General features: G+C 62.0%; 11 protein-coding genes. 2 read left to right on the plus strand and 9 right to left on the minus strand.

Translation table 11 applies throughout. From position 1 onward, the window contains the following. Positions 1–9: 9 nt before the first annotated feature. From ACQUWM_RS09655 to ACQUWM_RS09665, 3 genes are read right to left on the minus strand one after another with little or no spacing between them, the layout of a single operon-like run. Entirely contained in the window at positions 10–1,401 is a 1,392-nt protein-coding gene (locus ACQUWM_RS09655) for an efflux transporter outer membrane subunit (protein WP_428921985.1), read from the minus strand. Beyond that, positions 1,394–4,597, minus strand: coding sequence for an efflux RND transporter permease subunit (locus ACQUWM_RS09660; RefSeq protein WP_428921986.1), 3,204 nt, complete (start codon positions 4,595–4,597; stop codon positions 1,394–1,396). The genes ACQUWM_RS09655 and ACQUWM_RS09660 overlap by 8 nt, the downstream gene beginning before the upstream one ends. Beyond that, entirely contained in the window at positions 4,594–5,787 is a 1,194-nt protein-coding gene (locus ACQUWM_RS09665) for an efflux RND transporter periplasmic adaptor subunit (RefSeq protein WP_428921987.1), read from the minus strand. Before ACQUWM_RS09665 ends, ACQUWM_RS09660 begins: the two co-directional genes overlap by 4 nt. A 431-nt stretch (positions 5,788–6,218) precedes the next feature. Here ACQUWM_RS09665 and ACQUWM_RS09670 point away from each other — a divergent pair, with 431 nt between their 5' ends. Continuing rightward, positions 6,219–7,178, plus strand: coding sequence for an AraC family transcriptional regulator (locus tag ACQUWM_RS09670; protein WP_428921988.1), 960 nt, complete (start codon positions 6,219–6,221; stop codon positions 7,176–7,178). A gap of 10 nt (positions 7,179–7,188) precedes the next feature. Here the strand turns inward: ACQUWM_RS09670 and ACQUWM_RS09675 are convergent, their stop codons facing one another. Together ACQUWM_RS09675 and ACQUWM_RS09680 are read right to left on the minus strand one after the other, a co-directional pair. After that, entirely contained in the window at positions 7,189–9,252 is a 2,064-nt protein-coding gene (locus ACQUWM_RS09675; protein WP_428921989.1) for a TRAP transporter large permease subunit, read from the minus strand. Between the two features lie 27 nt (positions 9,253–9,279). After that, complete coding sequence (locus ACQUWM_RS09680) at positions 9,280–10,344, minus strand: hypothetical protein (protein ID WP_428921990.1); 1,065 nt, start codon at positions 10,342–10,344, stop codon at positions 9,280–9,282. A gap of 263 nt (positions 10,345–10,607) precedes the next feature. On the opposite strand from ACQUWM_RS09680, the gene ACQUWM_RS09685 reads away from it, so the two are divergent. Beyond that, entirely contained in the window at positions 10,608–10,880 is a 273-nt protein-coding gene (locus tag ACQUWM_RS09685) for an HU family DNA-binding protein (RefSeq protein WP_406989494.1), read from the plus strand. A 38-nt stretch (positions 10,881–10,918) separates the two neighbouring features. Here the strand turns inward: ACQUWM_RS09685 and ACQUWM_RS09690 are convergent, their stop codons facing one another. From ACQUWM_RS09690 to pyrR, 4 genes are all read right to left on the minus strand, one after another. After that, positions 10,919–11,938 carry a putative solute-binding protein gene (locus ACQUWM_RS09690; protein WP_428921991.1) on the minus strand — a complete coding sequence of 340 codons (1,020 nt, stop codon included), beginning with the start codon at positions 11,936–11,938 and terminating at the stop codon, positions 10,919–10,921. A 216-nt stretch (positions 11,939–12,154) separates the two neighbouring features. Continuing rightward, entirely contained in the window at positions 12,155–13,462 is a 1,308-nt protein-coding gene (locus ACQUWM_RS09695) for a dihydroorotase (RefSeq protein ID WP_428921992.1), read from the minus strand. Continuing rightward, a complete protein-coding gene (locus ACQUWM_RS09700) occupies positions 13,459–14,469 on the minus strand; it encodes an aspartate carbamoyltransferase catalytic subunit (RefSeq protein ID WP_428921993.1) in 1,011 nt (336 codons plus the stop codon). Before ACQUWM_RS09700 ends, ACQUWM_RS09695 begins: the two co-directional genes overlap by 4 nt. 41 nt (positions 14,470–14,510) lie before the next feature. Further along, on the minus strand, positions 14,511–15,020 hold the full coding sequence (gene pyrR, locus ACQUWM_RS09705) for a bifunctional pyr operon transcriptional regulator/uracil phosphoribosyltransferase PyrR (protein ID WP_428921994.1): 510 nt from the start codon (positions 15,018–15,020) through the stop codon (positions 14,511–14,513). Positions 15,021–15,059 lie beyond the last annotated feature (39 nt).

The following is a 15,059-nucleotide window of genomic DNA, read 5'->3' on the forward strand; positions in this document are numbered from 1 at the left end:
CGGGGCTACTTAACCGGGCGCCCCTACCAGCGCCCGGTATACGTCCACCATGGCCAGGGTTACCTCAGTGCGGCTGCGTACCGCCGCGTCCCGGGTGGCGGTGAATTCCTGTTCCGCCGTCAGTACTTCAAAGTAGCCGATAAAGCCTTGCTCGTAACGGGTGCGGGCCAGCTCCACCGCTTTCTCCGCATCGGTCATGGCCTGTTGCAGTCGCCCTTCCCTTTCCTGCGCACGCTGGTAACGCACCAGCCGAGTCTCCGCTTCCTCCAGCGCTTCCAGTACGGCTTGCTGATAGCTGGCCAGTGCCGCACGACTGTCGGCGCCGGCGGCCTCGATGCGGGCCTTGACCTTCCCGTGGTCCAGGAAGGTCCAGTCGATGCCCAGGGCAACTCGGCGGGATTCCGCCGGACCGGTGAACAAGTCACTGGTGTCTGCGGCAACCGAACCCAGCAGTCCGCTCAGGGTAAAGCGGGGAAACAGGTCGGCGGTAGCCACGCCAATACGGGCGGTGGCAGCGGCCAGACGGCGCTCCGCAGCGGCAATGTCCGGGCGACGGCGCAGTACGTCCCCGGGGCTGTCCACGGGAATGACCGGCAAGGCTTCAGGGAGTTCAGCCGGAGGCGACAGTGTCTCCACCAGTGCCATCGGCGGCTGGCCGGTCAGCACGGCGATGCGATGCATGGCCGCGCGGATGCCCGCCTGCAGGGTGGGCAATTCAGCGCGGGTACGTTCCAGTTGGGCACGGGCACGCACCTGATCAAACTCGGTGCCCCGGCCTGCCCCTACCCGTGCCTCAACAATGTCCAGGGACTGCTGTTGCAGTGCCACGCTCTGCTGTGCCACCCGATACTGCTGTTGCAGGCCCCGCAGTTCGAAGTAACTGCTGGCCAGTTGCCCGGCCAGGGCGACCTGTACCGCACCCAGGTCAGCACCGGCGGCTTCCAGCTCCGCACGTTGCGCATTGGTGGCGCGGCGCAGGCGTCCGAACAGGTCCAGTTCCCAGTTGGCGGCCAGACCAGCCTGGTAACGTTGAACCCGTTCCGGCCCTGCGCCCGGTGGTGATTGCTCAATGTCCGCCAGGTATTGCTCGGCGGCGGAGGCACTGGCAGTCACGCTGGGCCATTGCTCCCTTTCGGCGCCGTACAACAGGGCAGCCGCGCGTTCATAGCGGGCCACTGCCCCTTCCAGGGTGTGGTTGGCGGCCAGGGTCCGGTCGATCAACTGCGCCAGCAAGGGATCATCAAAACCCTGCCAGAAGCGTTGTTGATCAACACCGGCACTCGCTTGTTGCCCTTGCGAGAAGGCGTCCGGTTCCGGCGTGGCCGGTGCCTGGTAGTCCGGCCCCACGGCGCAACCGGCCAGCAGTGCCAGCGCGCTGGTCATGGTGAGTACTTTAAGCATGGCTACCTCCCGGCAGTGCGTCTTCATCCTCGTCCTCGTCGCAAATCAGGGTGGAGGTATGGTGGCTCTTCAGGCGATGGCTGCCGGAAAGCTTGCGCAGGGCCACGTAGAACACCGGCGTCAGGAACAGGCCGAACAGGGTGACGCCGATCATGCCGGCGAACACCGCGGTGCCCAGAGCCTGGCGCACCTCGGCGCCGGCACCAGTGGCCAACACCAACGGCACCACGGCGGCGGTAAAGGTGATGGAGGTCATGATGATGGGCCGCAGCCGCAACCGGCAGGCCTCCAGCGCCGCTTCCACCACGCTTCGCCCCTGCAGTTCCAGCTCGCGGGCGAACTCCACGATCAGAATGGCATTCTTGCAGGCCAGGCCAATCAATACCACCAGCCCCACCTGGACGAAGATGTTGTTGTCACCACCCCCGAACCAGACACCGATCAGCGCCGAGAGCATGCACATGGGTACGATAAGGATCACCGCCAGCGGCAGCGTCCAGCTCTCATACAGCGCCGCCAGCACCAGGAACACCAACAGGATGGCGAGTGGGAACACCACCAGCGCAGCGTTGCCCTGGGTCGCCTGCTGATAGCTCAGGTCCGTCCATTCGAAGTCCATGCCAGCGGGCAGTGTCTCGTTTGCCAGTGCGGTCAGGGTGTCCATGGCCTGGGCCGAAGACAGTACCCGTGGGTCCGCTTCTCCGGCCAGGTCGGCGGCAGGATAGCCGTTATAGCGCAACACCGGGTCCGGTCCGAAGCTCTGGCGGATATCCACCATGGAGCCAATGGGCACCATCTCGCCCTGCTCGTTGCGGGTACGCAGGCGGGCGATGTCCTCCACGCTGTCGCGGTAGGGGGCATCCGCCTGGGCAATCACCTGCCAGGTACGGCCAAAACGGTTGAAGTCGTTGACGTAAGTGGAACCCAGATAGGTCTGCAGGGTAGCGAACAGCTCCGTCAGCGGCACGCCCTGGGCCTTGGCCTTGAGCCGGTCCACTTCCGCATCCAGCTGCGGCACGTTGGCCTGGTAGCTGCTGATGGGATAGCCCATGCCCGGGGTCTGGCTGATGGCGCCCTGGAACTGGTTCACCGCGTTCTGCAGGGCACCGTAGCCCAGGTTGCCCCGGTCTTCGATGAACAACTGGTAGCCGGAACCATTGCCCAGCCCCAGGATCGGCGGTGGCATGAAGGAAAACGCAAAACCTTCCTTCAGCCCGCTGATTTTCTGGTTGATCTGGGCGTTAATCTCCCCCGCGCTCAGGCTGCGCTCATCAAACGGCTTGAGGGGGAAGAACACCACACCGGTGTTGGAGGTGTTGGTGAATTGCAGCGCATTCAGGCCCGGGAAGGCCACAGCGTTGGCCACACCCTCGGTTTCCATGGCGATATCGGTCACCTGTTGCAGCAACTGGTCGGTGCGCTCCAGGGAGGCCCCTTCCGGCAATTTCACCCCGGCCATCAGGTACAGCTTATCCTGGATGGGGATGAAGCCCGGTGGCACCGCTTTGAACATCAGCCCGGTGCCGGTCAGCAACAGCGCATAGACCACAAACACCGCGCCACGCCGGCGCAGGGAGCGGGACACGCCGCCCTGGTATTTCTCCGCGCTGGCGTTGAAGAAGCGGTTGAAGGGCCGGAACACCCAGCCGAACAGGAAATCGATACCCCTCTGCAGGCGATCCTTGGGAGCGCTATGAGGCTTGAGCAGCATGGCCGCCATCGCCGGTGACAGGGTCAGCGAATTGATGGTGGAAATCACCGTGGAAATGGCGATGGTCACCGCGAACTGCCGGTAGAACTGGCCGGTCACACCTGAAAGGAAGGCCATGGGGATAAACACCGCACACAGCACCAGGCCGATGGCGATGATAGGGCCAGACACTTCCTTCATGGCCTGGTGGGCCGCCGCCAGCGGGCTCCGGCCTTCCTCGATATTACGCTCAACGTTTTCCACCACCACGATGGCGTCGTCCACCACGATGCCGATGGCCAACACCAGCCCGAACAGGGTCAGGGTGTTGATGGAGTACCCCAGCAGGTAGAGCGCGCCGAAGGTGCCGATGACTGACACCGGTACCGCCAGCAGCGGAATGATGGACGCCCGCCAGGTCTGCAGGAACAGGGTGACCACCAATACCACCAGCAACACCGCTTCGAGCAGCGTGGCCACTACCGCCTTGATGGAATCACTGACGAAGATGGTGGTGTCGTACACCGCTTCATACTCGACACCCGCGGGGAACCGGGTGGCCAGTTCGTCCATGGTGTCGATCACCTCATCACGGATGTCCAGGGCGTTGGCCCCCGGGGCCTGGAACACACCAATAGCCACGGCGTCCTTGCCATCGAGTTGGGAGCGCAAGGTGTAGTCACCAGCCCCCATCTCCAGCCGGGCGACGTCTTCCAGCCGCAGGATTTCGCCGTTGTCACCACGCTTGAGCACAATGTCGCCGAACTCTTCCACAGTTTCCAGCCGGCCACGGGCGTTGATCAGGGTCAGGAAGTCACTGTCCGGCACCGGTTCGGCGCCGATCTGGCCGGCGGAGACCTGGACGTTCTGCTCACGCATGGCACGGACCACGTCGCTGGCGGTCAGGCCGCGGGCGGCAATCCGGTCCGGATCCAGCCAGGCGCGCATGGCGTAGTCACCGCCGCCAAAGATCTGGGCATCCCCTACCCCCTGGATACGGGCCAGCCGGTCCCGTACATGCAGCCGGGCGTAGTTGCGCAGGTACAGGGTGTCGTAGGTGCCGTCCGGCGACGTCAGGTGAACCACCATCAGGAAAGTCGGTGACTGCTTCTGGGTGGTCACGCCCTGACGGCGTACCGCCTCCGGCAGCCGCGCCTGCGCCTGACTGACACGATTCTGCACTCGCACGGTGGCATCTTCCGCATCCGTGCCGGGGCGGAAGGTAACGGTCATCTGCAAGACACCGTCAGAACCGGCCACGGACTTGAAGTACATCATGTCCTCGACACCGCTGATGGCTTCCTCCAGCGGTGTCGCCACGGTTTCTGCAATCTCCTTGGGGTTGGCGCCGGGATAGACCGTGCGCACCACCACCGAAGGCGGCACCACTTCCGGGTACTCACTCACTGGCAGGTTGGGGATGGAGATCACCCCGATGGCGAGAATGATAATGGACAGCACCGCCGCGAAAATCGGCCGGTCCACAAAGAAGCGCGAGACATTCATTGCACAGACTCCCCGGCTACCGCAACCGCGGGGCCCTGACTGGCATCCGGTTCCCTCATGGCAACCAGTTGCGGCTTGACCTCCATGCCGGCGCCAAACACTTTCTGAACACCGTTGATGATTACCCGGTCACCGCTGTTGAGGCCTTCCCGGATCACCAGCAGATCCTCCACCTGATGACCGGCGGTAACCTGCTTGGGAGCAACCTGGTTGTTTTCGTCCACCACGTAGACGTATCGGCGGTCCTGATCGGTCAGTACCGCCTTGCGGTTGACCAACAGTGCACGGTCCAGCTCGGCCACCGGCATTTCCACCCGGGCAAACTGACCGGGCTTGATCCGACCACCCGGATTGCCTAATACCGCCCGGTATTGCAGGGTGCCGGTACCGGGGTTCAGCCGGTTATCGACAAAATCCAGCAAGCCCTGGTATTGGCGGCCGTTGTCACCCAGGGCAATGCGCACATTACGGGGCTGGTCATTGGCCAGCAGCTGCTGGCTGCTGAATGCGGCCTGTTCATCGGCCTCGAAATAGACGTGCACCGGGTCCACTGACACCACCGTGGTCAGCAGGGTCTGGTCCGCGTTGGCCAGGTTGCCACGGGTCACCAGCGCCCGGCCGGCACGGCCACTCACCGGCGCGGTAACCCGGGTGTATTCCAGGTCCAGCTCCGATGTATCCAGTGCTGCCTGGGCGGCTTCCACCCGGGCGCGGGCACTCATCAACGCGGCGTTACGCTGATCGTATTCCTCCTGCGAAATGGCCCGGCTCTCCAGCAACGTCTTCGCGCGGCCAGCTTCACTCCTGGCCAGTTCCAGCTGGCTCCTGGCCAACGCCAGATCGGCACGGGCCGCCTGCGCACGGGCCTGATAGGGGCGGGGGTCAATCTGGAACAACAGGTCACCGGCCTGCACCAGCTCCCCTTCCTCAAAGGCTACCTCGTGAATGTAGCCGCTGACCCTGGGCCGCAGGTCCACGGTTTCAGGTGCTTCCACGCGCCCAGTGAACGATTCCCAGAGAGTCACCGGCTCCACAATGACTTCCGCCACATCCACCTCCGGTGGTGGCGGCATCGCCATCGCCTCGTCACTCTGCACATCGCATCCGGACAGTAACACTGTCATCATTACCAGAGCCGGGACCAACACCCGGCCAGGTCCTTTGAAGTTTTTTCCGGTCAGACGTTCCATGATTCCTAGCTCCGCAGTCAGGGGCGCCTTGTGAGCGTTCCCGTTAATCAAGAGATCCGGTCAGATCGCTTGTTAGGTCGGTTGGGGTAGAGGTTTTTCGACATGAAACGGTATATTTCAGTCCCTCTTCCCCGATTGGTCGTCTAACATAAGGAGTGTTGAGTGCAGGAGGGTATCGGGTTACTGCGGGAAGCTTGCCCGATTCTGCCAATGTACCTGTAACCCACACCACCGGGGCCCCGGGAGCGGAAGAATGACCGTTCGATTTCCGTAGTATTTCGCGTCGGTTACAGGCTTTCGGTGTTTTTACCTGGGTTTTCGCACCGGTTGCCGGTTTCTGCGCAGTGATTGCCTGATTCTGCAGAACCTGCTCAAAGGGCATACAGTTCAGGTTTCGAAGGATTATACTGCCGCGAAAGGGAGACGCGACGATGACTGCCACCATTCCTGAGTTTGCCACCAACCTCGCTCTGAACCTGCAGCAGCAACTGGCCCGGGTGGCCGGTCGCTGGACATCACAGCAAGGGATACAGAGTTCCGCCATTGATGGCCTGGAGCTGATTCGTTGCGACCAGCCCTCCAATTGCGGCTCCACCGTCTACGAGCCGTCCCTGTGTTTCGTGATTCAGGGCACCAAAACTATTCTGTTGGGTGACCGGGAAATTACCTATGCACCGCTGACCTATCTGGCCAGTTCCGTCCATCTGCCGGTTCTGGGCAGAATTGTCGACGCCACCCCGGAGCATCCCTACCTGGCGGTGAAGCTCACCGTGGAACCACAGGAAGTGGCGGATCTGGTACTGGAACTGGGCGACAAGGCCCCGCCGCTGGATCCCCATGGCCCCTGCCCGGAAGTGGAGTGTGGCCTGTGTATTTCGTCGATGGACGAGCGGATGCAGAGCGCGCTTTACCGACTGCTGAGCCTGCTCGATTCCCCCGGAGACATCGCCATACTGGCGCCATTGGCCCGCCGGGAAATCATCTACCGGGCCCTGATCGGAGACATGGGCTCACGCATGCGCAAGTTTGCTGCCGCCGATTCCCAGGCGCACCGGATTTCCACGGTCATTTCAGCGTTGAAGGATCACTACGCAGAGCCCCTGCGTATCCGCGAATTGGCGGACGCGGCAAACATGAGCGAGTCCACCCTGTACCATAGCTTCAAACAGGTCACCCGCATGTCACCGCTGCAATTCCAGAAGAAACTGCGCCTGCACGAAGCCCGGCGCCTGATGCTGGCCGAAGGCCTGGAAGCCGCCACCGCCAGCTATCGGGTCGGCTACGAAAGCCCCTCCCACTTCAGCCGGGAGTACAGCCGCCTGTTTGGCGCACCGCCCAGGGCGGACGTCACCTTCCTGCGCGGGGAACGGAGAGCGCCCGAACCCGTGTGACCGGCCGCACTCAGCCGTAGAACAGCAACGGCACGAACGCCACCAGCACCAGGGATATACCCATGGCAATCAGTGGCATGATGATGCGTTCATGGCGCTGGTAGAAAGTGCCGCCTTCTTGCTGCGCCGCCAGCACTTCCGCTTCGCCGACCACCTGTCGGGTCAGCAGGTGGTTCAGGGCCACCGGCGGGCTCAGGTAGCCCAGTTCGAAGGCCACCAGGGTGACCATCCAGAAGTGAATGGGGTGGATCCCGCTGCTGTAGGCGATGGTGGACACGGTGGCGGTCACCAGGATGACGGCGCCAAAGGCGTCCATGATCATGCCAAGGATCACCAGGATGACAACCATCAGCAGCATTGCGGACCAGGCGCTGTCGAAGGCCTGGGGGAAGGCTTCCATTAGCTGGGAGCGCTCGATAACACCGCCAATACTCACGGACAGCCCAAGCAACAGCAGCAGCGCCCCGATCTCGGCGGTGGTGTCGTTAGTGGCTGACCGCAGGCTGCTTTCCAGGCCCTGGTGCGGAGGCCCCTCACTGGCGCGGCGCGCGCTCTTCTTCAGGGTCACGTGCTCGAACAGCAGTATCGCCAGCATGATCACCGGCAACAGGCGCGGCGCCGAGAACTCGTCCATCTTGACGTCCAGGGCAAAACGGTAAAGCAGCACCACACCGGCGATCACCAGGGCGTAGGGAATCAGTGGTCGCAGGGCCTGCATCATGGCCGGGAATGCCTCAGCGGACGGTGCCAGATCAAACTTGCTCTGGCGGTTGACCGTCAGCGCCACGGTCATGAACATCATGGCGGTCAGCACGAACACCCAGATACCCCAGCCAAACAGCTCGTCGGTGGTCACCTCCCGGTTAAGATAGGCGATGACTACGACCAGCAGACAGGGGCGTAGCACCACCCCCAGGGAGCCGGACATAGCGGTGGCGGCGAGGGCCAGGTGCCGGCGCGCGCCCGCGGCCCGCAATTCGCTGTAGATTACTGCCCCCGCGGCGATAACGAAAATGCCTGAGGCGCCGGTATAGGCCGTCGGTACCGCCGCCACCAGCACGGCAACCACGGCCAGCATCTCCGGCGGCATCCGCCACGGACGAAACACGTTGAAGACCAGTGTGGCCAGCCGTGTCTGCTTGAGCATCATCCCTACCCAGACGTAGAGCCCGACATTCAGGAACATGTCCGCCAGCTCCATCATCTTGCCGAGATAGATGCCGATGCCGGAGGCATGCCCGATCAGGGCAAAGTAGGTGCCCGAGATCAGACACATCACGGTATACAGCGGTACCGCCAGGAAAGCCTTGTTGAAGCTGCCGCCGTCCTTCAGGTCATCGGGTACCCGGAACAAACGGTACAGGCTGGCAAGGGTTAGACAGGAAAAACCGATGATCCACAGGTTGTGGAGGAGCAGCGCTTCCGGTGACATGGAGGTGTCGCTGCCCAGGCTCGATTGCCGGAAAATCACACTGGAGCCCAGCAACATGGCGTTGGCGATGGTCTGCAGAGTATGGGATACGGTGTAATCGAGCCGGGTTTCCATGGCCCGCATGGCAATGTGGTGGCGTGTCAGGGTTGCGGTCACCGCACATAACATTACCAGGATCACCAGAATGTAACGCTGGGATTCCAGCCCGAACGCAATCAGGTCGGCAATGAATAACTCGACGGCACGATAAGCGCGGACACCGGGGGTCAGTTTGTCCTTCAGGTTCTCGTAGCTGGCGAAGCTGGCCTGGCAATCCGCTACCGACCGTTCAATGGCAAGGCGGACATCCGCCGGGTCTTTCTCCTGGTCACCCAGCAATGCCGCCATCGGGTTTTCGGAGCCACCCGCTTCGGACAGCTCCTGTTCGACAGCGGACTCAATATCACGGTTGGGGTCACAGGTAGGCTGGACCAGATCGGAGCGAAGCTTGTAGTAGCCGCCCCACATCTGCTCCCCTGCCCCCAGCATCTGGTTGTGAATATCACTGCTGGTGGAAAACAGCACCACCGCCAGCAATAGCAGGCAAGCGGGCAGAGAGGAAAACCACTCCAGCCCGGTACGACGAAAACCAACCTGGGACATAACGGCGCGCCCTGAAGACATTATGGGTTACAGCAGATCATCCAGATCCATGGTTTCAACGTCTTCCGGCTCGTCATCCCAGAAGGTGCCCAGGCGACCCAGCGGCGTCCGATAGCCGGTGTTCTCAACCCACATGCGATCGGAAATGGCCACAATCATCTGTGTCGACATGGCATCGACGAAGGCCCACTCCTCGTTCGAAGGCGTTTCCTCAATGGACTCGGCATGACGGCGGATCACGTCACGCAGACGCTCATTGTCACCCTTGTTCATGGCAGCAATCGCGTGGAAGACATGGCTGAGGCGAACACCTGCCTGTTCACCCTGGCGATCCGACATCTCCAGCCGCTCGAAGGCGTTCTCGCCCTCGGGCATGGCGCCGGGAATCATCGCCCAAATAGTCGCTCGAAGCGCCATCGGCGCGCCCCACCACTTGTCGCTATCCAGACAGCTGGTTGCCCTGCCGACCACCGAGCCTACATTCTTGGGCACACCAATAGCGGAGGTGGACTGGATCTCGGCGTTCAGCGCCTGAAGTCCTGACAGCAGGCCCGCCATGTAGATGAATTCGTCCAGGTCGTCATCGAAATCGGGGCACTCGCCATTACTGGGCTCGCCGTAGTAAGCATTGTGATGCTGCCAGCTGCGGAAATAGCGCTTGGCAGCCAGGGCGTGTGCACGCTTCTGGCGGATCATCGCGTCTTCAGCAGCATTACCATCCATGTTACCCAGCGCAGCCAGTCCGGTCAGTTCGTGTTCACGGGCCTGCTCATCCGCGCAGCCAGCGGCCGACAGGTAAAGCATCACGGCAATCTGGTCCGGCTCATTGGTTACCCGACCAAACGACATCAACAACGGAGCGGTTGCCTCACTCATGGCGCACCCCATGGCCAGGTCATCGGTGCTCAGCAGATAGGGTACGGTATGGTTTCGGGAGAACCCCTGAAGGACATCGCCGGTGGTCTTGTAAACCATGTGGTTCACCACCCCACATCCGCTCAGGGCGACGCTGGCAACCACTGCCGCGGTCACGCCACGCAGCTTTGCCAAACCGGGCAACCACTGTCCCGCAGCTTTCTGGAAACGTTTCATAACTTCTGCACCTTCTTTTTTGTTTTCAGAGCAATCGGGCCGCCCGGACCACCGCTTGCGAAGCGTTACCGTTTGTAACCGGGCACGCATTATGGCGGACAAACCTCTGTTTTTATGAGAACCGCACCGCAAATGAACACGGTAAAACGCTATCCTTTATCATCATGGGTTTGCACATTGCAGCCAAACCCACTATAGATTTGTTCAGCCTGCGGCTGGCTTGCCGCCGGTTTGACACCAAAAACGACAACAAGGAGTACCCGATGCGCAAACCTGAACTGGCAGCCGCCATTGCCGACAAGACCGGCCTGACCCGCGAGAAAGCCAGCGAGGTCATTACCGCCGTGACCGACCAGATTTCGGCGGCGGCCTCCAAAGGCGAAGACACCACCCTGATCGGATTCGGCACTTTCAACATCCGCACTCGCGAAGCCCGCGACGGACGCAATCCACAGACCGGCGCCACCATCAAAATACCTGCCAGCAAGACCGTCGGGTTCAAGGCCGGCAAGGCACTGAAAGAGGCGATCAGCTAAGCTGACCGGGCCCGCGAGTGCGGGCCTTCAGCCAATCCTCAGGAAGCACACTCAGACCGGGAGCCATCCACCCGGCAACGAATCGCCTTCATCAGCTTGATCGCACGCTCGTCGTATACGTCGTCCTCAAGCAGGGACAACCGCACCTTGCGCAGCATCTTGTCGTATTCCGCCACGTCTTCCTGCGGGGGATGCATCCACACATCTTCCGGAATTTCGGCTTCGGCCTGGGCAATGATCTCGTAGGCCTCATCGATGCGTTTGATGGCCTGGTCGCGAACCATCTGGCCTGCGTCATCCGGGAAACGGTCACGATGGATGATGACCTGGAAGTTCATGTACGCCAGCGCATACTTGAACACCCCGCCGTCGGGATTCACGCCCTTGTACAGCTCCAGCGGGGCGTAGGCCACGGCCGGAGCATAGGCCAGATCCACGCTGCCGTTATTGAACTTGCCGGCGAAATTGGCGGAATTGGACCCCACCACGGACGCACCCACGTGGCGCACCATGCGCACCGACGCGTTGTCAAAGTCGAGCGTTGCGATACGCTTGCCCTGCAGCTCTTCCACTGAGTCGATGGAACGATCACGGGTATGCAGATACACCGCGCCGCCGGGGAACACACCCGCCACTTCGTAGGGACCGTCAACCAGGAACTGGCGGGCCTTGGGCTGGCTCAGGGTGTTGTAGAGCAGGCGCATCTCCTCTTCGCCGGGGACCGCACCCATGGCTTCGAGAGTACCGGTGAATTTGTTGAATTCACGGGCGCGCGTGCCCGTCAGCAGGACGGCATCGCACTGGCCGGCCTTGAAATCTTCGGCGGCCACTTTTTCATCCGTGTAGGCGTGCAGGTTGAGCTTGATGCCCTGCTTCATGGCCTCGGGCTGGAAGGTTTTGGTGATGGCGAACAACGGGCCATTGGCACCGACCGGATCAAACACGCAGAAACTTCGTTCGAGTATGGATTCTTCGGCCTGACTGACAGGCGCCAGCAACAGACTGGCACACAGGGCGGCAGCGGCAGCCACCCGTTGCGGGAGGTTAGCTGATTTCACGGGGATAACTCCTGAATTATTATTGTCAGACGGCGGGCACATCCTGTTGTACCCGTACATCGTGAGACCCTGACCTGAGATTAGGTCGGGTGTCACAAGAATACGTTGGCACAGGTGCCTGCCTTCAAGGGCTTTTCAGCAACAAGGTGAGAATCTGTGATGGGCTCGACAGAGGCGGGGCAACCTCTGCCGCATTTCCTTGCCCGGGCAACCGGGTCAGAGTACGCCCGGGCCCCAGGCAACGCGCCCCTCGCAAAGGGTCAGCTTGACCACGCCGGGAATGGCTTCATCCATCACCGGCGCGTGGCGGCCGGTCGACACCAGGCTGTCCTCCCCCGGGGTCCAGGTTGCGTCCGGATCAAAAATACACAGGTCCGCCGCCTCGCCCTGCGCCAGGCTGGCCGACCGCCCGAGGATAGCCGCCGGTCCGGTGGTCATTGCCCGCAGCAACGCAGACCGGGTCAGTTCACCACGTGCCACCAGCATCAGCCCCATGGACAGGGTGCTCTCGATGGTGGACAGGCCCGGTTCGGTCGCGCCCAAAGGCGCCTGTTTGGCGGCAGAATCGTGGGGCTGGTGCTGGCTGACGATGGCATCAATCACACCCTCACGGACACCGGCCAGCAGGGCCTGGCGATCGGACTCGGCCCGCAATGGCGGGCGCACGTGGAAACGGCTGTCGAACCCGGACAGGGCGTCTTCGGTGAACAGCAACTGGTGCATGGCGACATCGGTGGTGACGGCGATGCCGCGACGGCGGGCATCCGCGACCATTTCCACACTGCGCGCCGACGACAGCTGGCTCAAGTGCAGGCGCACACCGGTTTCCTCCGCCAGCAACAGCATTTCCATCACCGAAGCGGTCTCCGCCACTTCCGGAATCCCCAGCAGGCCAAGGCGTGAGGCTACCAGGCCATCGTGGGCATAACCGTCCGCCGCCAGCGCCTGGTTCTCCGGACTGAACATCACCGTCAACCCGAAGGTTTTGGCGTAAGCCATGCAGCGACGGAGAATGCGCGCATTGCGCACACCACGGCCACCGTTACCCAATGCCACGCAGCCGGCGGAAGACAGGCCCGCCATATCGCTGAGCAGCTCCCCTTCCAGACCCCGGGTCACCGCGCCTACCGGCAGTACCCGGATCGGCGAACGGGCGTGGGCTCCGTCCCGGATCAGATGGGTGACCGCCCCGGAATCATTGACCGGTGACGTCTCTGGTGAGGCGCACACCGTGGTGAAGCCGCCGCGTGCCGCCGCGCGGGTTTCCGAGGCGATGTTGCCTTTCTGCCCGTTGCCAGGCTCCCGCAGGTTGCAGCACAGATCCACCAGGCCCGGCGCGACAATGCTGCCGGCGGCGTCAAAGATCTCATCGGTGTTGACGGTCTCGGCCGCCTTGCCAACAGCGCTGATCACACCATCCGTGATCACAACGGCCGCCTCGGTCAGCTCATCACTACCCGGCAGTACCAACCGGCCATTGATGATTTTCAGGGATAGTCCAGGTGTGTTGTTGGTTACCGTCACGCCTGCTCCCTCCCGGCCTGTTTCTGGTTGCGCTCTGAAACCTGCCCGCCCATCGCCATAGACATCACCGCCATACGGATGGCGATGCCGTTGGTGACCTGATTCAGGATCACCGACTGGGGGCCATCGGCCACGGCAGATTCAATTTCCACTCCACGGTTGATCGGCCCCGGGTGCATCACAATGCATTCGGGATGGGCCAGCGCCAGCTTGTCCTGGCTGAGGCCATAGAGGCGATAAAATTCCCTCTCGCTGGGCAGCAGTGCCCCTTCCATCCGCTCTCTCTGAAGTCGCAGCATGATCACTACGTCCAGATCCTTCATGCCTTTTTGCATGTCGTACTCCACAGTGCAGCCCAGGCTTTCCACGTCCCGGGGCAGCAGCGTGCCCGGAGCGATGACCCTGACTTCCGCCGCGCCAAGCTCGTTGAGGGCGCGGATCTGGGAGCGGGCCACGCGGGAATGCAGTACGTCGCCAACGATGGCCACTTTCAGGCCCTCAAAGCCGCCCTTGTGCTGGCGGATGGTGAGCATGTCGAGCATCGCCTGGGTGGGGTGGGCATGGCGACCGTCACCGGCGTTGATGATGGCGACGCCCGGAGTCACGCTTTCGGCGATGAAGTGCGGCGCCCCGCTCTGGGAATGCCGAACCACAAACATGTCACTGGCCATGGCCTCCAGGTTGAGCAGGGTGTCCGATAGCGATTCGCCCTTGGAGGTGGCCGAGGTGCTGATATCCAGATTCAGAACATCGGCGGACAGGCGTTTGGCGGCCAGTTCGAAGGTGCTGCGGGTGCGGGTGCTGGATTCGAAAAACAGGTTCACCACCGTGCGCCCCCGAAGCAGGGGGACCTTCTTGATAGTGCGCTCGCCCACTTCGATAAAAGAATCTGCGGTATCGAGAATGTCGGTCAACAGGGCGCGGTCGAGCCCGTCAAGGGTCAGGAAGTGCCGCAACTGACCATCTGCGGTCAGCTGCAGGGATCGTTTGGAAGCTTGGTCTATCATGTGTCGCCTGTTCGCCTGTTCACGAGAGAGTTTCGCGGTGGTTACTGCCCGGTTTCCTGCAATTCGATGCGCAACGGATCGGGGCCGCGGAGTTTTACCCGCTGATGACTCTCCAGCACCAAAACCTTGCCGGTAACATCCGGCTGGATGGGCAGTTCCCGGGCACCGAGGTCAATCAGTGTGGCAAGAATGATACTGGCTGGACGGCCATAATCGAAGATTTCATTCATTGCCGCGCGAATGGTGCGCCCACTCATGATGACGTCGTCAATCAGGATGATGTCGCGGTCCTCGGTGCTGAACGGCAGGCTGGACGGCTTCACCTTCGGGTTCAGGCCAATACGGCTGAAGTCGTCCCGGTAAAAGGAGATATCCAGCTCGCCGTAGGGCTCTTCCAGCCCCAGGCGCTTCCTCATGACATCGGCGAGCCAGACGCCGCCGGTGCGGATACCGATCAGTGCCGGGGATTCCACGCCCCGCTCAGCCATGATGTCACGCAATCCGGCCTCCAGCTCATCCAGCAACCGGTTCATATCAAGCAATGCGGTCATTATTCCCTCACTTAACGCCACCGGCTGTATCCGGCGGGA

The organism is Marinobacter sp. DUT-3, assembly GCF_050379435.1.
Taxonomy (GTDB): Bacteria; Pseudomonadota; Gammaproteobacteria; order Pseudomonadales; family Oleiphilaceae; genus Marinobacter.